This window comes from Hymenobacter coccineus, assembly GCF_001816125.1.
Lineage (GTDB): Bacteria > Bacteroidota > Bacteroidia > Cytophagales > Hymenobacteraceae > Hymenobacter > Hymenobacter coccineus.
This window is the reverse complement of record NZ_MDZA01000457.1, coordinates 1-19,182: the sequence shown is the minus strand read 5'-3', so window position 1 is coordinate 19,182 and position 19,182 is coordinate 1. Positions and strand designations below refer to the sequence as shown.

At 63.3% G+C, this 19,182-nt stretch carries 22 protein-coding genes; 8 read left to right on the top strand and 14 right to left on the bottom strand.

The features are described 5' to 3' along the window. Nucleotides 1–216: 216 nt before the first annotated feature. The 3 genes from BEN49_RS24800 to BEN49_RS24790 all read right to left on the bottom strand — a co-directional run bounded on the left by BEN49_RS24800 (nucleotide 217) and on the right by BEN49_RS24790 (nucleotide 3,210). Complete coding sequence (locus BEN49_RS24800; protein ID WP_070747713.1) at nucleotides 217–816, bottom strand: peroxiredoxin; 600 nt, start codon at nucleotides 814–816, stop codon at nucleotides 217–219. 182 nt (nucleotides 817–998) lie between these two features. After that, nucleotides 999–1,775 (bottom strand): enoyl-CoA hydratase-related protein, encoded by a 777-nt coding sequence (locus tag BEN49_RS24795; protein WP_070747710.1) that lies wholly within the window; start codon nucleotides 1,773–1,775, stop codon nucleotides 999–1,001. Nucleotides 1,776–1,959: 184 nt separating this feature from the next. Then, nucleotides 1,960–3,210, bottom strand: a complete 1,251-nt coding sequence (locus BEN49_RS24790; RefSeq protein WP_070747707.1) for an aspartate kinase — start codon at nucleotides 3,208–3,210, stop codon at nucleotides 1,960–1,962. Between the two features lie 92 nt (nucleotides 3,211–3,302). On the opposite strand from BEN49_RS24790, the gene fbp reads away from it, so the two are divergent. Further along, nucleotides 3,303–4,316 carry a class 1 fructose-bisphosphatase gene (gene fbp, locus BEN49_RS24785; RefSeq protein WP_070747704.1) on the top strand — a complete coding sequence of 338 codons (1,014 nt, stop codon included), beginning with the start codon at nucleotides 3,303–3,305 and terminating at the stop codon, nucleotides 4,314–4,316. Between the two features lie 101 nt (nucleotides 4,317–4,417). Here the strand turns inward: fbp and BEN49_RS24780 are convergent, their stop codons facing one another. The 3 genes from BEN49_RS24780 to yihA form a co-directional block, all read right to left on the bottom strand. Then, nucleotides 4,418–4,948, bottom strand: coding sequence for a DUF5606 family protein (locus BEN49_RS24780; protein ID WP_070747702.1), 531 nt, complete (start codon nucleotides 4,946–4,948; stop codon nucleotides 4,418–4,420). 130 nt (nucleotides 4,949–5,078) lie between these two features. Beyond that, nucleotides 5,079–5,528 (bottom strand): energy transducer TonB, encoded by a 450-nt coding sequence (locus BEN49_RS24775; RefSeq protein ID WP_083326466.1) that lies wholly within the window; start codon nucleotides 5,526–5,528, stop codon nucleotides 5,079–5,081. Between the two features lie 95 nt (nucleotides 5,529–5,623). Beyond that, complete coding sequence (yihA, locus tag BEN49_RS24770) at nucleotides 5,624–6,241, bottom strand: ribosome biogenesis GTP-binding protein YihA/YsxC (RefSeq protein WP_070747699.1); 618 nt, start codon at nucleotides 6,239–6,241, stop codon at nucleotides 5,624–5,626. Nucleotides 6,242–6,650: 409 nt separating this feature from the next. Between yihA and BEN49_RS24765 the strand changes: the two genes are divergently transcribed. The 4 genes from BEN49_RS24765 (at nucleotide 6,651) to BEN49_RS24750 (ending at nucleotide 11,307) form a co-directional block, all read left to right on the top strand. Next, nucleotides 6,651–8,888 carry an OmpA family protein gene (locus BEN49_RS24765; RefSeq protein ID WP_083326465.1) on the top strand — a complete coding sequence of 746 codons (2,238 nt, stop codon included), beginning with the start codon at nucleotides 6,651–6,653 and terminating at the stop codon, nucleotides 8,886–8,888. Nucleotides 8,889–9,036: 148 nt separating this feature from the next. Then, the gene (ubiE, locus tag BEN49_RS24760; RefSeq protein ID WP_070747695.1) at nucleotides 9,037–9,765 is read left to right on the top strand and encodes a bifunctional demethylmenaquinone methyltransferase/2-methoxy-6-polyprenyl-1,4-benzoquinol methylase UbiE; all 729 of its coding nucleotides are present in this window, start codon (nucleotides 9,037–9,039) and stop codon (nucleotides 9,763–9,765) included. A 26-nt stretch (nucleotides 9,766–9,791) separates the two neighbouring features. Beyond that, nucleotides 9,792–10,517 carry a type IX secretion/gliding motility protein PorT/SprT gene (porT, locus tag BEN49_RS24755; protein ID WP_158023082.1) on the top strand — a complete coding sequence of 242 codons (726 nt, stop codon included), beginning with the start codon at nucleotides 9,792–9,794 and terminating at the stop codon, nucleotides 10,515–10,517. Between the two features lie 34 nt (nucleotides 10,518–10,551). Further along, nucleotides 10,552–11,307: an SDR family NAD(P)-dependent oxidoreductase gene (locus BEN49_RS24750; RefSeq protein WP_070747689.1), complete on the top strand. Its 756-nt coding sequence runs from the start codon at nucleotides 10,552–10,554 to the stop codon at nucleotides 11,305–11,307. On the opposite strand, the gene BEN49_RS24745 is transcribed toward BEN49_RS24750, so the two are convergent. From BEN49_RS24745 to BEN49_RS24740, 3 genes are all read right to left on the bottom strand, one after another. Continuing rightward, a complete protein-coding gene (locus BEN49_RS24745) occupies nucleotides 11,304–11,966 on the bottom strand; it encodes an alpha/beta hydrolase (RefSeq protein WP_070747686.1) in 663 nt (220 codons plus the stop codon). The genes BEN49_RS24750 and BEN49_RS24745 overlap by 4 nt on opposite strands. Before the next feature lie 77 nt (nucleotides 11,967–12,043). Next, on the bottom strand, nucleotides 12,044–12,181 hold the full coding sequence (locus BEN49_RS29975) for a hypothetical protein (RefSeq protein ID WP_239692100.1): 138 nt from the start codon (nucleotides 12,179–12,181) through the stop codon (nucleotides 12,044–12,046). Beyond that, entirely contained in the window at nucleotides 12,181–12,540 is a 360-nt protein-coding gene (locus BEN49_RS24740) for a cytidine deaminase family protein (RefSeq protein ID WP_239692099.1), read from the bottom strand. The genes BEN49_RS29975 and BEN49_RS24740 overlap by 1 nt, the downstream gene beginning before the upstream one ends. A 75-nt stretch (nucleotides 12,541–12,615) precedes the next feature. Between BEN49_RS24740 and BEN49_RS29970 the strand changes: the two genes are divergently transcribed. Next, nucleotides 12,616–12,846, top strand: a complete 231-nt coding sequence (locus tag BEN49_RS29970; RefSeq protein WP_239692098.1) for a hypothetical protein — start codon at nucleotides 12,616–12,618, stop codon at nucleotides 12,844–12,846. Next, complete coding sequence (locus BEN49_RS24735; RefSeq protein WP_239692097.1) at nucleotides 12,840–13,976, top strand: saccharopine dehydrogenase C-terminal domain-containing protein; 1,137 nt, start codon at nucleotides 12,840–12,842, stop codon at nucleotides 13,974–13,976. Before BEN49_RS29970 ends, BEN49_RS24735 begins: the two co-directional genes overlap by 7 nt. Nucleotides 13,977–14,004: 28 nt before the next feature. On the opposite strand, the gene BEN49_RS24730 is transcribed toward BEN49_RS24735, so the two are convergent. The 5 genes from BEN49_RS24730 to aroQ form a co-directional block, all read right to left on the bottom strand. Beyond that, the gene (locus tag BEN49_RS24730) at nucleotides 14,005–14,730 is read right to left on the bottom strand and encodes a tRNA1(Val) (adenine(37)-N6)-methyltransferase (RefSeq protein WP_239692096.1); all 726 of its coding nucleotides are present in this window, start codon (nucleotides 14,728–14,730) and stop codon (nucleotides 14,005–14,007) included. Between the two features lie 226 nt (nucleotides 14,731–14,956). After that, the gene (gene rnhA / locus BEN49_RS24725; RefSeq protein WP_070747684.1) at nucleotides 14,957–15,430 is read right to left on the bottom strand and encodes a ribonuclease HI; all 474 of its coding nucleotides are present in this window, start codon (nucleotides 15,428–15,430) and stop codon (nucleotides 14,957–14,959) included. 140 nt (nucleotides 15,431–15,570) lie between these two features. Beyond that, nucleotides 15,571–16,131, bottom strand: coding sequence for a MarC family protein (locus BEN49_RS24720; RefSeq protein WP_070747681.1), 561 nt, complete (start codon nucleotides 16,129–16,131; stop codon nucleotides 15,571–15,573). Between the two features lie 107 nt (nucleotides 16,132–16,238). Beyond that, nucleotides 16,239–17,318, bottom strand: a complete 1,080-nt coding sequence (locus BEN49_RS24715) for an aminotransferase class V-fold PLP-dependent enzyme (RefSeq protein WP_070747678.1) — start codon at nucleotides 17,316–17,318, stop codon at nucleotides 16,239–16,241. Between the two features lie 126 nt (nucleotides 17,319–17,444). Further along, nucleotides 17,445–17,891: a type II 3-dehydroquinate dehydratase gene (aroQ, locus tag BEN49_RS24710; protein WP_070747675.1), complete on the bottom strand. Its 447-nt coding sequence runs from the start codon at nucleotides 17,889–17,891 to the stop codon at nucleotides 17,445–17,447. A 230-nt stretch (nucleotides 17,892–18,121) separates the two neighbouring features. On the opposite strand from aroQ, the gene xerD reads away from it, so the two are divergent. After that, on the top strand, nucleotides 18,122–19,021 hold the full coding sequence (xerD, locus tag BEN49_RS24705; RefSeq protein ID WP_070747672.1) for a site-specific tyrosine recombinase XerD: 900 nt from the start codon (nucleotides 18,122–18,124) through the stop codon (nucleotides 19,019–19,021). Nucleotides 19,022–19,182 lie beyond the last annotated feature (161 nt).

The window sequence follows — 19,182 nt, the reverse complement described above, 5'->3', positions numbered from 1 at the left end:
CGCCAGCGCCGCGCCGATGCGCGGCAGCAGCCCGCGCCGCCCGGCCACCCAGGCCGCCGCCTTGGGCACGAAGGGCGCGGCCAGCCGCAGCAGCAGCGCGTAGCAAAAAAGGGCGAAGTCGTAGAGCAGCGTCAAGGCCGCGAAATTACGGCCGAAAAGAAAAGCGGACGAAGCCGGGCCCCGTCCGCTTTTTCAGCGTCAAAAAAACTGGCAACCCTACCGGGTGGGGTTCAGGTCGGCCTCGCCGGTGCGCCAGTCGGCGGGGCACAGGGCCCCGTGCTGCTCGTAATGCTGGAGGGCGTCCACCATGCGCAGGGCTTCCTGGGTGCTGCGGCCCAGGGGACCGTCGTTCACCACTTGGTGGCGCACAATGCCGTCACGGTCAATGAGAAACAGGCCGCGGTTGCTGGTGGGCGTGCCGACGAAGCTCATCTCGCCCTGCTCGTTGTAGTCGTAATGGCCGGCCAGCATGTCGTAGTTGGCCGCAATGGTTTTGGTGGTGTCGGCCACCAGCGGGTAGGTCACGCCCATGATGCCGCCCTGGTCGCGGGGCTGCTTTAGCCAGGCGCCGTGGCTCTGGTGGCTGTCGGTGCTGCACGCCACCACGGCCACGTTGCGCTCCTCAAACTTGGGCAATAGGTTTTGAAACGCTAGGATTTCGGTGGGGCACAGCAGCGAAAAGTCGGCTGGGTAGAAGTAAAAGAGCACGTGCATTTTGCCCAGGTAACGGTCGAGCGAAAAGTCGTTTTCGATTTCGCCATCGATAACGGCCTTGGCCCGAAAAGAAGGGGCGCGCTTGCCCACGAGAACTGCCATCTAATTGAATGTGAAGATGTAGGAGAATGTGAAAATGTAAGAACCGGCCAACGCGGGTTGGGGCGATAATGATGAAATGCGTGTTACGAATGTTAGGACAGGTAGGGCCAGAAAGCCGGATCAATTCTTTCCATTTACGGTGTTTCCACACCTTCACATCCAATCACATTCCCCCGCATTTTCTACTGGCCCGTAAATTCCGGCGGGCGCTTCTCCAAAAAGGCCGCCATGCCCTCGCGCTGGTCCTCCGAGGCGAAGGTGAGGTAGTAGTTGCGCCGCTCAAACTGCAAGCCCGCCGCCAAGTGGCTCTCGAAGGCGTGGTTCACGGCCTCCTTGGCTAGGCGCACGGCCACCGGCGGCTGGGCCGCAATGCGCGCCGCCAGCCGGAAGGCCTCCTCCAGGTGCTGGCCGGTGGGTACCACGCGGTTCACCAGGCCCAGGCGCAGGGCCTCGGCGGCGGCAATAAAGTCACCGGTGAGCACCATCTCCATGGCCTTGGCCTTGCCCACGGCGCGGGCCAGGCGCTGGGTGCCGCCGCCGCCGGGCAGCGTGCCCAGCCGGATTTCGGGCTGCCCAAACTGCGCCGTTTCGGCCGCCACCACCAGGTCGCAGGCCAGGGCCAGCTCACAGCCGCCGCCCAGCGCGAAGCCCGCCACGGCGGCCACCAGCGGCTTGCGCATCAGCCGCAGCTGGTCCCAAAACGTTACGTGGTCAGCCAGCAGCATGTCCACCGGGCTCTTGCCAGCCATGGCCCGGATGTCGGCCCCCGCGGCAAAGGCCCGGGCGCTGCCCGTAATGACCACCACGCGCACCGCCGCGTCGGCGTCCAGGGCCCCCAGCGCGTCGCGGAGCTCGTGCATTAGGGCCAAGTTCAGAGCGTTTAACTCCTTCGGGCGGTTGAGCTGGAGCAGCGCCACGCCCGGCCGGGCCTGGGGCGTGACGAGGATAAATTCGGGCATGGTGAAGAAGTAAAAGTGAGGGCCCAGGGGCGGGCTGCCGGCTTTTCGCCGGCTGCCCGCTAATCGTTGCGCCGAGTGGAACGGTCAGCCGAGGGCCCCAAAGGTTGCCCCAGGGCCCCTAGCGGTTACCGGGCAGCCGGTGAAAAGCCGGCAGCCCGGGGCGGCGGCCGACCCGCTTGGCCCCTTACCGGCACACAAACTGGAAGGTGCTGCGGGTGCGCTGTTCCAGCAGCAGCTCGCGGCCTTCCGTGAGGCGGGCCACGCTGGGCGCGTCGTAGTTTTTGATGGTGAAGAGCGTCAAATCATCGTTGTAATGCACCCGGAACTGCCCGGCCAGCAGGCCCAGCAGCAGCTGCACGCGGCGCTCCGAAAAGTCGGTGCACACCGAAAAGCTGATGGCCGAGTTTTGCATCAGGTTGATTTTGAGGCGCGCCTGCGCCAGGGCCCCAAAAATTACTTCCAGGTTTTCTTCCGAGATGAAGGCAAAATCCTTGCTCTCGAACGAGAGCAGGCACTGCCCCGTTTTGCGGATGAAGGCCGGCGCCAGGGCCGGGTGCTGGCAGTCGTGGATGAGCGTGCCGGGGGCCCCAGGGTCCACAAACGAGCGCACCCGCAGCGGGATGCCGCGCTCGGCCAGCGGCTTCAGCGTTTTGGGGTGGATGACGCTGGCCCCGTAGTAGGCCATTTCGATGGTTTCCTGGTAGCTGATTTCCGGGTAGCGCACCGCGTCGGGGAAAATCTTGGGGTCGGCACTGAGCAGCCCGGCCACGTCCTTCCAAATCGTAACCGACTCAGCATGTAGGCAATACGCAAAAATGGCAGCCGAATAATCGGAGCCCTCGCGGCCCAGCGTGGTCGTCAGCCCTCCGGCCGTGCCGCCCACGAAGCCTTGGGTAACGACGGGGCCCTGGGCCAGTAGCGGCGGCAGGGCAGCCCGCACCAGCCGCTCGGTGGCGGGCCAGTCCACGCGGCCTTCGCGCCAGGTGCGGTCGGTGCGCACCAGCGGGCGGCAATCGAGCCACTGGGCCCCCAGCGCCTGCGCCACCAGCTGCGAGGCCAGCAGCTCGCCGTAGCTCACCAGCTGGTCGTACTGCCGGTCGTAGTGGTCGGGGTTAACGTCGGCCAGCTGCTCGCGCAGGTCTTGCAGCGTTTGCTGCCAGGGCCCCGGGGCGGCCCCGGGGCCCGCCAGTGCCTCAGCGGCGGCGGCGTGGAAGTCGTGCAGGGCCCCCAGGGGCGCATCGTAGGGCTGGCCGCGGTGGGCAAGGTCGAAAAGCTCCTCCAGCGCGTTGGTGGTCTTGCCCATTGCCGACACCACCACGAGCAGCGGCCGGCCTGCGGCCGTGGTTTCCACGATGTGCTTAAGGTTGAGAATAGCTGCCGCGTCCTTCACCGAGGCGCCGCCGAATTTGTAAACCAGGGGGGAATGTGCTGCCATAGGGCCCCAAAAGTAGGGCCGGGGGCGCGCAGGCGGGCAAAAGCAGCCTAGCTTTGCGCATACCGCTTGCCTCTCAGCTTCTTCCACATTTTATGGACCACAACAAACTGGCCCTGCCCGTCGGCGCCACCCTCGACCGCTTCATCATGCGCAAGCAGGAGGACTTCCCCTACGCCACCGGGGAGCTCTCGCAGCTGCTGCGCGACATTGCGCTGGCCGCCAAAATCGTGAACCGCGAAATCAACCGCTCGGGCCTCATCGACATCGCCGGGGCCTACGGCAACCAAAACGTGCAGGGCGAGGACCAGCAGAAGCTCGACGTAGTGGCCAACATCCGCTTCATCCGGGCCCTGCGCAACGGCGGCGAGGTGTGCACTATCATCTCGGAGGAGGACGAAGAGATGATCCAGACCGGCAACCTACAGGGCAAGTACGTGGTGGCCATCGACCCGCTCGACGGCTCCAGCAACATCGATGTGAACGTGAGCATCGGCACCATTTTCAGCATCTACCGGCGCATGTCGCCCACCGGCCGCGATGGCACCGCCGCCGATTGCCTCCAGCCCGGCACCCACCAGGTGGCCGCCGGCTACGTCATCTACGGTTCTAGCACGATGATGGTGTACACCACCGGCAACGGCGTGAACGGCTTCACCTACGAGCCCTCGCTGGGCGAGTTCTTCCTCTCGCACCCCGACATCCAAACGCCCACCACCGGCACCGTTTACTCCGTGAACGAGGGCAGCTCCGCCACGTTCGAGCCCGCCGTGGGGGCCTACTTGCAGCAGTGCAAGGAGCAGGGCTTCTCGGCCCGCTACATCGGCTCGCTGGTGGCCGATTTTCACCGCAACCTGCTCAAGGGCGGCATCTATTTTTACCCCGCCACCACCAAAAGCCCCAACGGCAAGCTGCGCCTTATGTACGAGTGCAACCCGCTGGCCTTCATCGTGGAGCAGGCCGGCGGCAAAAGCTCCAGCGGCACCCGCCGCACCATGGAAATCGAGCCCCAAGCGCTGCACGAGCGCTGCCCCGTTTTCATTGGCAGCAAAGACCTGGTGGAAGAGGCCGAACGGCTCATTGCCCAACACGCCGGGGCCCCAGCGTAGCCTGAACCGTGCCGCCACCAAAAAGCCCTGCTGGATTTCCAGCAGGGCTTTTTGGTGATTTAAATTAACGGCCACCGCCAACTGGCGCGGCCCGGAGCCGGCTACTTGGCAGCGTCGGCGGTGGTGGCTTCCGGATTGGCGGGGGCCCCGGCCGTGGCGGCGGGCTCGGGCGCGTCAATTACGCCGCCCGTGCTCAGGGGCTCGCCTTCAGCGGGCTCGGCAGCGGCTTCGGCAGCGGGCTGGTAGGGGAGGTGCTGGCTCACCACGCCGTACCAGCTGGCCAGCTTCTTGATATCGGAGAAATACACCCGGTCGCGGTCGTAGTCGGGCACGGCCTGGCCCATGAACTCGGTTAGCTCGTCCTGGCTCGACTTATTATTGACGGGCAGATCGGTGCCGTAACGGGCATGAATTTGCTCGAATACGTCGGTCAGGGGCACGTTCACGTCGTAATCGGTGGTGTAAATCGAAATCTCCGCGAGCAGCGACACCTTGTTGCGGGCCGGGGCCATGCTGCGGGTAGCGCGGGCGTCGAGGCTTTCCACCAGCACGCCATGGTGGGCCGCTTTCAGCAAGCGGTACAGGCCCGGCATGCCGCTAATGGCGGCGATTTCTTTCAGTTCGTAAGGCATTCTTTTTTCAATGAACAGTTAACAATGAACGGCTAACGATGAACAGCGCGCAACCAGCAAGTATTAAATAATTGGGCCCCGAAGGGCTATTAATATTCGCTAATCATCCGTTGCCCGTCGTCGGCTGAATTTATTCGGCAGTGTTCGAGCCCGTCACGCCGAGCTTGAAATCGATGGGCAGGCTGGTGAGGATGGGGTAGGCGGGTTTCTTGAACTTGAGCAGGCGCACCACGCGCAGGGCCTCGTCGCCGGTGCCGCCGCCCACTTGCTTCACCAGCTTTACGCCCGACATGGTGCCGTCGGGGTTTAGCGTGAAGCTCACGATGCAGCGGCCCTGAATGCGGTTGCGCTTGGCCAGCAGCGGGTACTTCAGCTCATGGGCAATGAAGGCGTACATGGCCTCTTGGCCGCCTTCGTAGTACTCGGCCACCGGAATAATGGCCCCCACGCGGCCCGTGCCAGCCCCGGCCTCGGGGGCCGGGCGGGCGGGCGGTGGGGTGTTGGGCGGCGTGGTTTGGGCCACCGCCGGCACCGTAAGCAGCAGGCCCAGGGCCAGTAGCGAAAGCAAGGGTTTCAACATAACAGAATAAGTTTAAGTAGCGGAATGAGATAAAGTTGTTGGTCGGGGGCCCCACTTAGCGCCAGCAGGGCCCCTGGGCAAAAGCGGGGCCAAAACTACGCACCGGGCGCGGCGGCGGCCAGCTGCTGGTTCACTTCGTCGATGAAGCCCAGCAACTCGTCGCGCCCCGCCTTGGTACTGGCCGAGGTAAGGAAGTGCCGCGGCAGCTCGTCCCAGGTTTCGTTCATCTTAACCAGGTAAGTGGCGATGAGCGTGCGCGTTTGGGAGGCCGATTGCTTGTCAATCTTGGTGAATACCATCACAAACGGCACCCCCATCTCACCCAGTTTCTCCATGAATTCCAGGTCGCTGGCCTGCGGCGGCAGGCGCGAATCGATGAGCACGCACACGCAGGCCAGGTTTTCGCGGCGCTGCAAGTAGGCGTTGATCATCTTGTGCCACTCGGCGCGGGCGGTTTTGCTCACCTTGGCGTAGCCGTAGCCGGGCAAGTCGACCAAGTACCACTGCTCGTTGATGAGGAAGTGGTTGATGAGCTGGGTTTTGCCGGGTGAGGCCGACGTTTTGGCCAGGCTCGCCCGGCTGGTCAGGGCGTTGATGAGCGACGACTTGCCCACGTTGGAGCGCCCGATGAAGGCGTATTCCGGCCGGTCGGGGGGAGGGCACAGGTCCACGCGGGTGTTGCTCGTCAAAAACCGGGCGTCACGAATAATCATAGGCAAGCAGGAAAAGCGCCTACCCAAACGGGGGGGGGCGCCGCAAAAATACACCCGCCAGCTTTCCAAACGCCACGAAATAAGGGATCGGGCAAGCGCGTAATCTATTGCATCTGTCTATATTTGTGCGGTTGCTTGTTGTATTCTGGCCCGCGACTAAATTTTACAGGCTAGCCTTGCGCCACTCCTTTGCCACTGCCCGGGGCCCCTGGCGCTACCTTTGGCCCTTGAGCGCGCTGAAAAAAAATAGCTTAGATTTTAAACTTTTCCGTGATTCTGTACCAAACCCTGCGCTTTGATTTCAGTATAACGCGGAACCAAACGTTATAATATTCTATTTTTCGCTGATTTTTGTCACGCCGATACTTCGCTTACCTTCGAAACTCTTTTTCTAACTCTTTCTTTTACAATGGATAACTTATCCAAACGGTTATTGCAGGCTTCCTGCGCCGTAGCCCTGAGCGCCGCTGCCATCCAGCCCGGCATGGCCCAAAGCACGGGTAAACTGCTAAAAACCGGTAACAAGTTTTTTGAGCAGGAAAACTACCGGGCTTCGATCCCTTACTATGAGCAGGTGCTGGCCAAGGACCCCAACAACACCAAGGCCCTGTTCAATGCCGGTATTGCCTATCTGAGCTTCGATAAGGAAAAAGCTAGCGATTATATCTACAAAGCCCAGCGCCTAAAGCCCAAGGTTTCGAAGGATGTAGAGTACTGGCTCGGCCGCGTCGACCACCTGAACTACAACTTCGACGAGGCCATTGCCCACTACCAGGCGTACAACGCCACGCTCAAAGCGAAAAAGAGCAACGAGGTGCGCCGGCAGGAAGTAGCCCAATTGATTCAGCACTCGAAGAACGCCAAGGTGATTTTCAACTCGCCCAAGGACATCTTCGTGAAGAACCTGGGCCCCAGCATTAACACGCAGTATGCCGAGCACAGCCCGGTAATTTCGTCGGATGATAAATCGCTGCTTTTCACCTCGCGGGGCCAGTACACGGGTGCGGCTACCAACAAGAAAAAGCTAGCGGCTGACGGCGAATATTTCGAAGAGATTTACGAATCGCGCCGCATCGACGACGAGAACTGGGAGAAGCCCCGCTCGCTGGGCCAAGCCCTCGTGACCAAAGGCCATGACGCTTCGACGCAGCTCTACGACAACGACTCGAAGCTGCTGATGTACCGCGACGATGAGAACGGCGACATCTTCAGCTCGGATAAGGTAAACGGTGAGTGGACGGCTCCTAATAAGCTGAACAGCAACATCAACTCGAAGGCTTACGAGTCGGATGCGTACATCACGCCCGACGGCAAAACGTTGTACTTCTCAACCGGCAAGTACTCGGAGGATGGTACGCTGGACTTGTACTACTCCACGCGCGCCGCGGATGGTGATTGGGGCCCCGCAAAGTCGATGGGCGGCGCCATCAACACCAAGTACGACGACGACAGCCCGTACGTGAGCAAAGACGGCAAAACGCTGTACTTCTCGTCGCGCGGCCATAACACGATGGGCGGCTACGACATCTTTAAGAGCGCCTTCGACAGCATCGGGCACAAATGGGGGGCCCCCGAGAATATGGGCTACCCCATCAATACCCCCGACGACGACAGCTACTACCGCCTGAGCCCCGATGGTTCTTATGCCTACCTAAGCAGCTACCGCATCGGTGGCTACGGCGAAAAGGACATCTACACTATCAACTACATCAAGAACGCCACCGTCAAAGGCAAGGTGTTCGCCAAGGACAGCACCACGGTTATTCCGGGTGTAGAACTGGTGTTCAGCGGCAAGCAGGCGGATAACACGCCGCTGAGCTTCCGCGACGTGAGCAAGCCCGATGGCTCGTACCAAGTGGCCATGCTCTCGGGCCGTACCTATCAGGTGGCGGTGAGCAAGGATGGTAAGAACGTTGAAACCCAGGAATTTGCCATTCCGGTGTCTACCAACGACTCCACTACCATCACCAAGAACTTCTACATCGCTTACATCGACACGTCGATGTCCAGCATGTACCCGTACAGCAAAATCTACTTCGACACCGATAAGTACAAGCTGCGGCCGGAGTCGATTGTGGTGCTGAACGACATTGCCCAGAAACTGGTAGCAGCCCCCGGCCTGAACATCCAGGTGGAGGGCCATTGCGACTCGCGCAATACGGATGAGTACAACATGGTGCTCGGCCAGAACCGCGCCGACGCCGCCAAGAAGTACTTGGTTACCAAAGGGGTGGCGGATACCCGCCTGACCACGGTAAGCTACGGCGAACGCCGCCCTGCTGCCCCGAACGATTCGCCGGAGAACATGCAGCTTAACCGCCGCGATGAGTTCCGCGTGGTGCTGAAGGAAGGCGAAACCATGCCGATGACGACTCCTCCCGCTGCCCCGGCCGCTGGTGCCCCGGTGGGGGCCTCTATGGCAGCGCCCACTGGCCCGCAGCTGCCGCTGCCCGGCAAGAGCAAGGCCAAGATGGCCGACGGCACCAAGGTGAAGACCAAGGTTGACGAGGATTCGGACAAGGTAAAAGTGAAGACCAAAGGTCCCGCTGGTGAGAAATCCAAGACCGTATCTAAAAACGGCGAGGTGGACTCGAAAGCCAAGGACGCCAGCGGTGCCAAGGACAAAGTGAAGATCAAGCCGGAGTAGTAGCCGGTAGCATTGCCTTAAGCGGGCCGGGCGTTTTGCCTGGCCCGCTTTTTTTATGGCCCGTGACCGGGTGGGCCCCAAACAAAACCCGGGTCTGGCCGTTGGAACAACACAATTTCTCGCTTTTTCGCCGTTCTTTGCACCACCCATGGCCGTTGTCCCCTACAAAGAAGATTCTGCCGACAAGAAGTCGCAGGTAGCCACGATGTTCGATAGCATCGCGGGCAAGTACGACTTTCTCAACCATTTCCTGAGCGCGGGTATCGACATTTATTGGCGCCGCAAAGCAGTAGATAAGCTCAAGGAATTGCGCCCGGCCCGTATTCTGGACATCGCCACCGGCACGGCTGATTTTGCCATCGAAACCCTGCGGGCCGCGGCTCCCAATGCCCAGGTGACAGGTGTGGATATTTCGGAAGGAATGCTGGATGTGGGACGCCGGAAGCTGGCTGCAAAGCAATTGGGCCACCGCATTCAGCTAGAGCTGGGCGATTCCGAGAATCTGCCCTTTGCCGATGGCTTGTTCGACGCCGTAACGGCCTCGTTTGGGGTGCGCAACTTCGCGCACCTGGAAGTGGGCCTGGCCGAAATGCGCCGGGTACTGCGCCCCGGTGGCAAGCTCGTGATTCTGGAGTTCAGCAAGCCGACGGCTTTTCCGCTCAAGCAAGCATATAATTTTTATTTTCGCCGGGTGCTGCCCGTATTTGGAAAACTGATTTCCAAGGACCGGGCCGCGTACACGTACCTGCCCGAATCGGTGCAGGCCTTTCCCGACGGCTCCGAATTTCTGGCCATTTTGGCCCGGGTCGGCTTTAAAAACCCCGCATGGCAACCCCTTACCTTCGGCATCAGCTCCATTTATACCGCCCACAACTGAACCGACTGCTGGCCTTGGCCCTGCTGATGGCGCTGCCATTTGCGGGCCAGGCGCAGCAGCGCCGCCGGCCTGCTAAGGCTAGCCGCAGCCGTGGGGGCAACCTGAAGGGCGTCACGGTGGCTAACTTGTCAAATTACGATGACCGGTGGTTTCACCCGGGGCTGTACTTTGCGCCGGGCTTCTCGCGGTTCTTCATCGAACAGTCGGCCACATACATTCAGCGCCAAGCGCTGACGGCCAATTCCATCATCAGCCCCGATTTTGGCGTGGGTATTATCGGGGATGCTCGATTGGGTAATTCGAGTTCACCGTTTATTCTGCGGTTTGCGCCGGGCGTAAATTTTCGTACCCGGCGGATTGAGTTCAAGCCCCACAACCTGACCCCTCCCGACTCGGTATTCACCCAGGAAGTTAGCTCGACAGTAGTAGACTTTCCGCTGCTGCTCAAGTACCAATCGAAGCGCCGGGGCAACACTCGGATGTACATGATTGCCGGCGTGAAGCCAAGTGTGAGCGTGACCACGCGCCGCAGCGATTTGCTTCGCAACAAGGTACAGGTGAACGATAACGATTTGACCCTGGAATATGGAGTAGGACTGGATCTGTTCTACCCGCTGTTCAAGTTTGCGCCAGAACTGCGGTTTTCCCACGGCCTGCGCAACCTACTCGTCGACCGCCCCGATCTGTACAGCCGAAGCTTGCAGAGCGTGCGCACAAACACGGTGACCCTGTACCTGAATATTCAAAACTAAAGCGGCGCGTAAGCGGCTTACTACCAATAACTACGTGATAAAAACGGCATTTGTAACGGGGGCCTCGTCCGGTATTGGGCGCGCCACGGCGGTGGCCCTGGCCCGAGCCGGTTTTCAATTGGTGGTGGCGGGCCGGCGGCGCGAGCGCCTCGACGAGCTGGCGGCGGAGGTAGCCCCCACGCCGGTGCACATCCTAACGTTCGACGTGCGCGACCGTGATGCTACCACGGCCGCCGTGATTGGCCTGCCGCTTGAGTTTGCGGCCATCGATGTGCTGGTGAACAACGCGGGGGGGGCCCACGGCCTCAACCCCATTCAGGATGGCGACCCGAACGACTGGGATTTTATGCTCGACGCCAACGTACGGGGCTTGCTGAATGTGACCCACGCCGTGCTGCCCGGCCTGACGGCCCGCAAAACCGGCTTCATCATCAACATCAGCTCCATTGCGGGGCGCGAGGCCTACGCTAACGGCAACGTGTACTGCGCCAGCAAAGCGGCGGTGAGCATGCTCACCAAAACCATGCGGCTCGACCTGCTGCCCTTCGGCATCCGGGTGGCAGAAGTGGCCCCCGGCGCGGTGGAAACGGAATTTTCGGAAGTGCGCTTCAAGGGCGATGCTGAACGCGCGGCTAAGGTGTACGACGGTTTCGAGCCGCTGCGTGCCGAAGACGTGGCCGACGTGGTGACGTTCATGGCAACGCGCCCGGCCCACGTTAACGTGGCCGATGTGCTGCTGCTGCCCGCGGCCCAAGGCGCGGCGGCAACCATATTCCGGCAGCCAAGCTAACTGGTTTCGGCGTAGCCCAGTTGGGCGATAATTTCTTGATTCAGGGCGTGCCCGCCGGCGAAGGTGTGGACCGTCAGCAGGGCCCCCAGCTGCTGCAATTGCGCTTGCTGCTGCGCAACTGCGGCCGGCGTTAGGTATTCGTCGTGGTCGCCCACCACGAGGGTAATGGGCAAGCCGCTGACCAATTGCCCGGTCGCGGCTGGGTCGGTGTCGGGCGGGAATGTGCCGGCCCACAGCACCAAATGCGCCGGCCGAAACGGCGCTCGTACCAGCCAGCGGCCCGCAGTGGCCGTTCCCTGCGAGAAGCCCAGCACCGTGACCGGCACCCCGGCCGGGCAGCGGCCCAGCACGTGGCCGGCCAGCTGGTTCAGGAACCCGATTTGGTCGTTGATTTCGTGCTGGCGGTCGTCGCGGGTCATCCAGCTGGCCCCCACGCGGCCCTGGTGGCCGTGCAGGTAGAAGCGTGACAGGCCCTCGGGGGCCACCACCACTAAGCCTGGATCGGCCGCTGCCAGGGCAGCAAAGTGCCGGATGAAATACGCCGCCAGCTGCCCATAGCCGTGGCACACGAACCACACCCGCCGCGTGGCAGCAGACGGCGCGCCCAGTTGGTGGTAGCGGGCCGTGCGCGGCACAACCAAGTGGTGCTCAGTGGACATAAACAGGGAAGTGTAGTTGCCAGTCAGTGAGCTAGGCAATAACTGGCTACTGGCAACGAACAGCTCGCTTGGGGGCCCTACGCGCTGGGCAGATCGTCGGCCAGAAAGGTGAACGGCATCAAATCGGCGAGGGCGGCAAAGCGCAGGATGCTGCCGCGGCGGCTGGGCAGCAGCAGCGGGATGGGCTGGCCCTGCCGCGCTTCGTACTCAATCATTACCTGGCGGCAGCCCGCAGGGCATGGCGGGGCCAAAATCGCCGGTGGCGGGCCGGGCCGCCACAGCCATGGCCACCGATGGGCGCGTGGCCCGGCTGAGCCGCGGCCAGCCCAAACAACGCGGTGCGCTCGGCGCAGAGGCCCGAGGGGTAGGCGGCGTTTTCTTGGTTGGTGCCTTGGAAAAGGGTGCCGTCGGCCAGCAGCAAAGCGGCCCCCACGCAGAAGCGCGAGTACGGCGCGTAGGCGTGAGCGGTGGCGGCGCGGGCGGCATTCCACACCACAAGCTCGGTGGGGGAGAGGTCGGCGGGAGCGTCGAGTTCGTCGTAGGCCAGGGCGAGCTGGCAGGAAGTGCGGGCCATGTGGAAATTAAAATGGGGCGACGAAGGTAGGCGTTACGCCGCGGTTGGCCGCCGGGGCCGTGTACATTTGCCCGCATGACGACAACCCGCTTGCTGTTGCTCGGGGCCGGCCGTTCCGCCGCCTCGCTCATCGAGTACCTGCTGCGCCACGCCCCCACCGAGGGCTGGTTCCTGACCGTGGCCGACGCCAACCCCGCCCACCTGGTCCCCGTGCTGGCCGCCCACTCGCAATACGCCCGCGCCGTGCCCTTCGACGCGGCCGACGCCGGGGCCCTGGATGCCCGCGTGGCCGAGGCGACGTGGTAATTTCCATGCTGCCGGCCGCGCTGCACCCGGCCGTGGCCCGGGCCTGCCTGCGCCACGGCCGCCACCTGGCCACGGCCAGCTACGTGGGCCCTGAAATCCAGGCTCTGCACGCCGAAGCCGAAGCCGCCGGGCTGGTGTTGCTGATGGAATGCGGGCTCGACCCCGGCCTCGACCACATGTCGGCCGTGCGGGCCCTGGCTGATATCCGGGGGCGGGGCGGGCGGGTCACGGCCTTCAAATCGTACTGCGGGGGCCTGCTGGCCCCGGCCGCTGAGGCCGATAATCCCTGGAAATACAAGTTCACCTGGAACCCGCGCAATGTGGTGCTGGCCGGTCAGGGCGGCCCCGCCCGCTACCTCGACCGCGGCCACCTGCGCTTCATCCCGTACCAGCACCTGTTTGCGCGGGCCGAGCCGGTGGCGGTGCCCGGCCACGGCGACTTCGAGGGCTACGCCAACCGCGACTCGCTGGGCTACCGGGGCCCCTACGGCCTGGCCGACGTGCCCACGGTGCTGCGCGGCACCCTGCGCCGCCCGGGCTACTGCGCCGCCTGGCAGGCCTTGGTCAGCCTGGGCCTCACCGACGACAGCACCCACCTCGGCAACGCCGAAACTATGAGCTGGGCCGCATTGGTCGATGCCTTTTTGCCGGTGGCTAAAGTGCCCGGCTGGCCACTGGCGCTGCGCGTGGCTAATTACTTGGGCCTGGCCCCTGAGGGCGAAGAAATGGGCCGCCTGAACTGGCTAGGCCTGTTTTCCGACCAGCACCCGGTGGGCCACGCCGACGCCACGCCCGCCCAACTGCTCGAACGCCTGCTGGCCGACAAGTGGCAGCTGGGGCCCCATGACCACGACCTGGTGGTGATGCAGCACGTGTTCGAATACGAGCGGGCTGGCCAGGCACACCGCCGCACGTCGTCGCTGGTGGTGACGGGCGCCGACGCCACCCACACCGCCATGGCCCAAACCGTGGGCCTGCCCCTGGGCATGGCCGTGCGGCGGCTGGCCCGGGGTGAGGTGCCGCAGCGCGGCGTCGTCATCCCCGTAGTGCCTGAACTATACGAGCCCATCCTGAACGAGCTGGCGACCGATTACGGCATCACGTTTCACGAAGAAGAAGGGCCCCATTAAAGTGGAGAAGCCCAGACCCACCACGTCTCTACAACGCCAAATAGAACCCCGCCAGCAGTGCCCGAAACGCGGCCGAGTACACCGCGTCATCATCAGCGGTGCGGATGGTAAGCTCCTGCTCCACCAGGGGCCTTGGGGCCCGCCCGAAGGCCACGATTTGACGCAGCACGCGGCTACCGGGCCGGTGGCGCAGCGCCAGCCGCGTGGCCGATTGCAAGCCTACCATTGCCGCATCCGCTGCGAAACGCGCCATTTCGGGCACGGGCAGCAGCACCGTGAGGTGGCCGCTGGGGGCCAGGAAGTCGGCGGCGAAGTGAGAGATTTCGGCGAAGGTGAGTGTGTCGGGCGCGGCGTGGCGGGCGGTGGTGCGGGCCGCGTTGGGCGAGCGCAGGGCCCCCTGAAAAAACGGCGGGTTGCACACGATGTGGCTAAAGGGCGCGGGGCCCGTGGCGGCGTAGGCCGCCAAACTGAGCGGGTGCACCCGGATGCGGGGCCCCCAAGGGCTGGCCGCGGCGTTGGCGGCGGCCTGGGCGGCGGCGGCGGGGTCAATTTCCACCGCTTCGATGGCCACTGTGGGGTGGCGCTGGGCGGCCATGAGGGCCAGCAGGCCGGTGCCGGTGCCCACGTCGAGCAGGCGGGTGGCGCCGGCCAAGTCCACCGCCGCGCCGAGCACGCAGGCATCGGTACTCACCTTCATAGCGCACGCCGCCTGCTCGATGCGGAACTGCTGGAACTGGAAGTAGTCGTTGGGCACGGGTAGCGCTAATGGAGAGCCGATTACGCGCTGGCCGCAGTTTAGCGCGCAGTGCGTAACTGCTGGCCAACTAATGGGGTGAGTTTGTAACTCACGGCCGCGCAGCGGTCAGGCAATTTGCGCAAACGGGCCGTTCTGTTTTGCGAGTTACAAACTCGCCCCGTTGGTCGGCCAGCAGTTACGCACTGCGCGCTAAACTGCGGCCAGCGCCGCCGCGCCGCCGCGGCTACAGCAGTGAGGCTGAGGCCTGGGCCCGTTCAAAACCCTCGTCCACCAGCAGGCCTTTGCCCAACGCGCTTTGCACGGCCAGCACGTCGCAGCGCTCGTTTTCGGCGTGGCCGGCGTGGCCTTTTATCCACCTGAACGACACCTTGCGCTGGCGGTATACGGCCAGGAAGCGGCGCCACAAGTCGGGGTTGGCCTTTTTGCCGAAGTCGGGCTTTTTCTCCCAGCCGAACACCCAGCGCTTCTCCACGGCGTCCACCACGTACTTTGAGTCGGAGATGACGAGCACCGGGATGTCGGGGCGCGTCACGGCCTCCAGGCCCACGATGACGGCCAGCAGCTCCATGCGGTTGTTGGTGGTGCGGCGGTAGCCCTGGGCCAGCTCTTTTTCGTGGGGGCCGTAGCGCAGGATGGCGCCGTAGCCGCCGGGCCCCGGGTTGCCGCGGGCCGAGCCGTCGGTGAAAAGAGTAATCAAGTTAACAGATGTGAGAAATGTGACGGATGTGAAAAATGCGGGGAATGAAGAAAAAGGTACTGGATGCGGGGAGCTATGAAAATGATTTTATCCCCACACATTCGAACACATTTTCATATCCGTCACATTTTTACATTTGTTTAAAAGTTGGCCTTGAAGAGCTTGATGGCGATAGCCAGCAGGATGACGCCGAACACGCGGCGCAGCACGTCTTCGCCGGCCTTGCCGAGCTGGCGCTCGATCCAGGGGCTGGTTTTGAGCACGCCGTACACGAACACCAGGTTCAGGGCGATGCCGGCCAGGATGTTGGGCAGGGCGTAGGCGGCGCGCAGCGAGAGCAGGGTGGTCATGGTGCCGGCCCCCACAATCATGGGGAAGGCCAGTGGCACGATGGAACCCGTGTGGGCCGTCATGTCCGATTTGAACAGCTCGATGCCGAGAATCATCTCCATGCCGATGAGGAAGATGATGACGGCCCCGGCCAGGGCAAAGCTCTCGTTATCAACCCCAAACAGATGCAAAATGCTCTGGCCCAGGAACAAGAACGCCACCATCAGCCCGCCCGCCACCACGGTGGCCAGCTCGGCCTTGATTTCGCCCTCGCGCTGTCGAATCTGAATAATGATCGGCACTGAGCCGATGATGTCGATGATGGCGAACAGCGTGAGCGTGACGGAAAAGATTTGCTGGAGGTTGAACATGGATGTGCTAAAAAGTTGTCATTCCGAGCCTAGCGAGGAATCTGAGGATGTACTCACCAGTGGCTCCCAGATTCCTCGCTAGCTCGGAATGACAAACTGCCGGGGCCCTAAACCGTCACGTATTCCTTCACGAAAAACTGCACCAGGGCTTCCATTGCGGCATCGGACACGGCCGGGAAGTTGGCGATGCGGACGGTGGTACTTTTCAGGGGCCCGTAGCCGCTGCCCAGCGTGAGGCCGGCTTCGGCGGCCTTGCGCTTGATTTCTTCGATAATAGCGGGCTCGCCCTGCAGGCCGATGACGGTGGTAGAGCGGGCGTCGTGGTTGGCGATGAGTGGCTGCAAGGGCGTGGCCTGCTCGAAGAAGTCGTAGAGCTTCTGGGCGCGGTCGGCCAGGTGCTGGGCCACGGCCTTGATGGGCTCGCGGTCGGCCATCACGCGGCTGAGCAGGTAGATGCCCAGCACGTTGGGGGTGTAGTTGGTTTGGTGGTTGAGCATGTTGCTCAGGGCGGCGGGCAGGCCGTTGTAGTGGGCGCGGTCGTTCACCTCCTTGGCCTTGGCCACGGCGCGGGGCGAGAGGATGAGCACGCCCAGGCCGGCGGGCAGCCCGAAGCACTTCTGCACCGAGCCGTACCACACGTCGGCTTTGATGAACTTGAGGTTCAGGCCGGCCAGTGAGCTGGTGGCGTCCACGGCCAGCAGGGCCCCGCCGAGGCGGTTGAAGAGCTGGAGGATGTGGGTTTCGCGGATTTGGGTGGCCGTGCTGGTTTCATTCTGGGTGATGCACACCAGGTCGGTGTCCTCGCCCACGAAGGGCAGGGCCCCCATGTCGGGCACCTCGTTGATGTCGAACTGCACGCCGGTCGTTTCGGGCCGCAGGGCACGGGCGTAGTCGAACCACTTCTTGCCGAACTCGCCGTTGTAGAGGTGGAAGCTGCGGCGCGGCGTGAGGCCCTGGGCCAGGATTTCCCAGCACTCGGTGGCCGAGCCGGTGAAAATCACCGTGTAGTCCTGCGGAATGTTGAGCTTAAGCTTGAGGTCGGCCACGGCTTGGCGCACCAGGCTCGTGAACCGCTCGCCGCGGTGCGGGGCCGAGAGCCAGCCTTCGTCGTAGGCATCTTGCAGGTATTGCCGAACGGCGGGGTACACGGCCGCGGGGCCAACGTTGAAGGTGAAAGGCTGAGACACGGGAAAGTCAAGTAAAGTCGGGGGAAGGAATGGCATCAGGCGCGCCGCCCAGCGCCTGATGCCCCGCAAAGGTCGGGCGCGGGGCCCTGATTTAACCCGATTTTTTTCGAGATGTTGCCCGGGGCCCTACCGCCCGAAGCCCACGCGCTTGGGCCGCTGGCTGGCAAACCACTGCACGGCCAGCCGGTAGCTTTCGAGCCCGAAGCCGGCGATGCTGCCCGCGCAGTGCTTGGCAATGAGGCTTTTGTGGCGGAATTCCTCGCGGGCGGCGATGTTGCTCAGGTGCACTTCCACCACGGGCGTGGCAATGCCGGCCACGGCGTCGCCCAGGGCCACGCTGGTGTGGGTGAAGCCGCCGGCGTTCAAGATAATGCCGTGGTGCGTGAAGCCGACCTCGTGCAGCTTGTCGAGCAGGGCCCCCTCGTGGTTGCTCTGGAAGTACGTCAGCGTGTGGTCGGGGAAGGCGTCCACCAGCTCGGGGAAAAAGTCGTCGAACGAGCGGCTGCCGTAGATGCCAGGCTCGCGGCGGCCCAGCAGGTTGAGGTTGGGGCCGTTGATGATGAGAAGGTCCATGCTTTACATTTAACAGGTATCATTTAACATTTAACACGCGGATGGCTCCTGGGGGCCCGCTAGGCACCCCGGGGCCCGCCAGGCCGGCCGGCTGCTGCCGGTTGCCGTGGGGCTCCGGTGTAGCTTGCGGCCTCAAAGTACGTGGGCAAAGCACAAAGGCCTCGGGGCGCTTGGCAGGGCCCCGAGGAGCCATCCGCGTGTTAAATGTTAAATGATACCTGTTAATTGATATGACCTGGCCCCAGGCCCTCCGGCAATTCCAGGGCTACCTGCAGCTCGAAAAATCCCTCTCGCCCAACTCGGTGGAGGCCTACGTGCGCGACGCCACCAAGCTGCACCAGTTCCTAATAGGGGAGGGGGTGCCCGCCCGCCCCGAGCAGGTGACGACGCGGCTGCTGCGCGACTTCCTCAACACCCTCACCGACCTCGGGCTGGGGGCCACCTCGCAGGCGCGCACCCTCTCGGGGCTGAAGGCGTTCTTCAGCTTCATGATCATGGAGGACCTCATCAAGCTTGACCCCACCGACACGCTGGAGGCCCCCAAAACCGGCCGCCACCTGCCCGATGCCCTCAGCTACCCCGAAATCGAAACCCTGCTCGCGGCCATCGACCTGAGCACCGACGAAGGCCTGCGGGCTCGCGCGGTGCTAGAGGTGCTGTACTCCTCAGGCCTGCGCGTGAGCGAGTTGTGCGAGCTGAAGCTCTCGAACATTGCCGCCGAGCAGGGCTTTATGAAGGTGCTGGGCAAGGGCAACAAGGAGCGGCTGGTGCCCGTGGGGCGCGAGGCCCTCAAGCACCTCAACTTCTACCTGCGCGGCGTGCGCGGCCACCTCGACATCAAGCCCGGGGCCGAAGACCACGCGTTTCTGAGCCAGCGCGGGCGGCCGCTCTCGCGCATCACCGTTTTCACCACGCTCAAGAAGCTGGCCGCGCAGGCGGGGCTGCGCAAAACCATCAGCCCGCACACGCTGCGCCACTCCTTCGCCACCCACCTTATCGAAGGCGGGGCCGACCTGCGGGCGGTGCAGGAAATGCTGGGCCACGCCAGCATCACGACCACCGAAATCTACACCCACCTCGACCGCGACTACCTGCGGCAGGTCATCACCGAGTTCCACCCGCGCAGCTAGGGGCCCCGCAATTTCGTAGCGGCCCACTGGCCCGCCGTGCGTAAATTTGGCTTTTCCGCTGCTTTTCCGCATGGCCGACAACCGCTATAAGAACCCCCCGCCGGGCCCCTCCGCCAACCGCCCCGCCGAGGGCCGGCCGGCCGCCGCGCCGCGCGCCAACG

Excerpts from the sequence above, each read along its gene's own strand:
- BEN49_RS24780 (WP_070747702.1), bottom strand. The coding sequence starts at position 4,948 with ATGCCTTACGAACTGAAAGAAATCGCCGCCATTAGCGGCATGCCGGGC.
- aroQ (WP_070747675.1), bottom strand. The coding sequence starts at position 17,891 with ATGGACCTTCTCATCATCAACGGCCCCAACCTCAACCTGCTGGGCCGC.
- BEN49_RS24765 (WP_083326465.1), top strand. The coding sequence starts at position 6,651 with ATGGATAACTTATCCAAACGGTTATTGCAGGCTTCCTGCGCCGTAGCC.
- BEN49_RS24800 (WP_070747713.1), bottom strand. The coding sequence starts at position 816 with ATGGCAGTTCTCGTGGGCAAGCGCGCCCCTTCTTTTCGGGCCAAGGCC.
- BEN49_RS24745 (WP_070747686.1), bottom strand. The coding sequence starts at position 11,966 with ATGTCCACTGAGCACCACTTGGTTGTGCCGCGCACGGCCCGCTACCAC.
- yihA (WP_070747699.1), bottom strand. The coding sequence starts at position 6,241 with ATGATTATTCGTGACGCCCGGTTTTTGACGAGCAACACCCGCGTGGAC.
- BEN49_RS24795 (WP_070747710.1), bottom strand. The coding sequence starts at position 1,775 with ATGCCCGAATTTATCCTCGTCACGCCCCAGGCCCGGCCGGGCGTGGCG.
- BEN49_RS24740 (WP_239692099.1), bottom strand. The coding sequence starts at position 12,540 with ATGGCCCGCACTTCCTGCCAGCTCGCCCTGGCCTACGACGAACTCGAC.
- ubiE (WP_070747695.1), top strand. The coding sequence starts at position 9,037 with ATGGCCGTTGTCCCCTACAAAGAAGATTCTGCCGACAAGAAGTCGCAG.
- BEN49_RS29975 (WP_239692100.1), bottom strand. The coding sequence starts at position 12,181 with ATGATTGAGTACGAAGCGCGGCAGGGCCAGCCCATCCCGCTGCTGCTG.
- BEN49_RS29970 (WP_239692098.1), top strand. The coding sequence starts at position 12,616 with ATGACGACAACCCGCTTGCTGTTGCTCGGGGCCGGCCGTTCCGCCGCC.
- BEN49_RS24775 (WP_083326466.1), bottom strand. The coding sequence starts at position 5,528 with ATGTTGAAACCCTTGCTTTCGCTACTGGCCCTGGGCCTGCTGCTTACG.
- BEN49_RS24790 (WP_070747707.1), bottom strand. The coding sequence starts at position 3,210 with ATGGCAGCACATTCCCCCCTGGTTTACAAATTCGGCGGCGCCTCGGTG.
- fbp (WP_070747704.1), top strand. The coding sequence starts at position 3,303 with ATGGACCACAACAAACTGGCCCTGCCCGTCGGCGCCACCCTCGACCGC.
- porT (WP_158023082.1), top strand. The coding sequence starts at position 9,792 with ATGGCGCTGCCATTTGCGGGCCAGGCGCAGCAGCGCCGCCGGCCTGCT.
- xerD (WP_070747672.1), top strand. The coding sequence starts at position 18,122 with ATGACCTGGCCCCAGGCCCTCCGGCAATTCCAGGGCTACCTGCAGCTC.
- BEN49_RS24720 (WP_070747681.1), bottom strand. The coding sequence starts at position 16,131 with ATGTTCAACCTCCAGCAAATCTTTTCCGTCACGCTCACGCTGTTCGCC.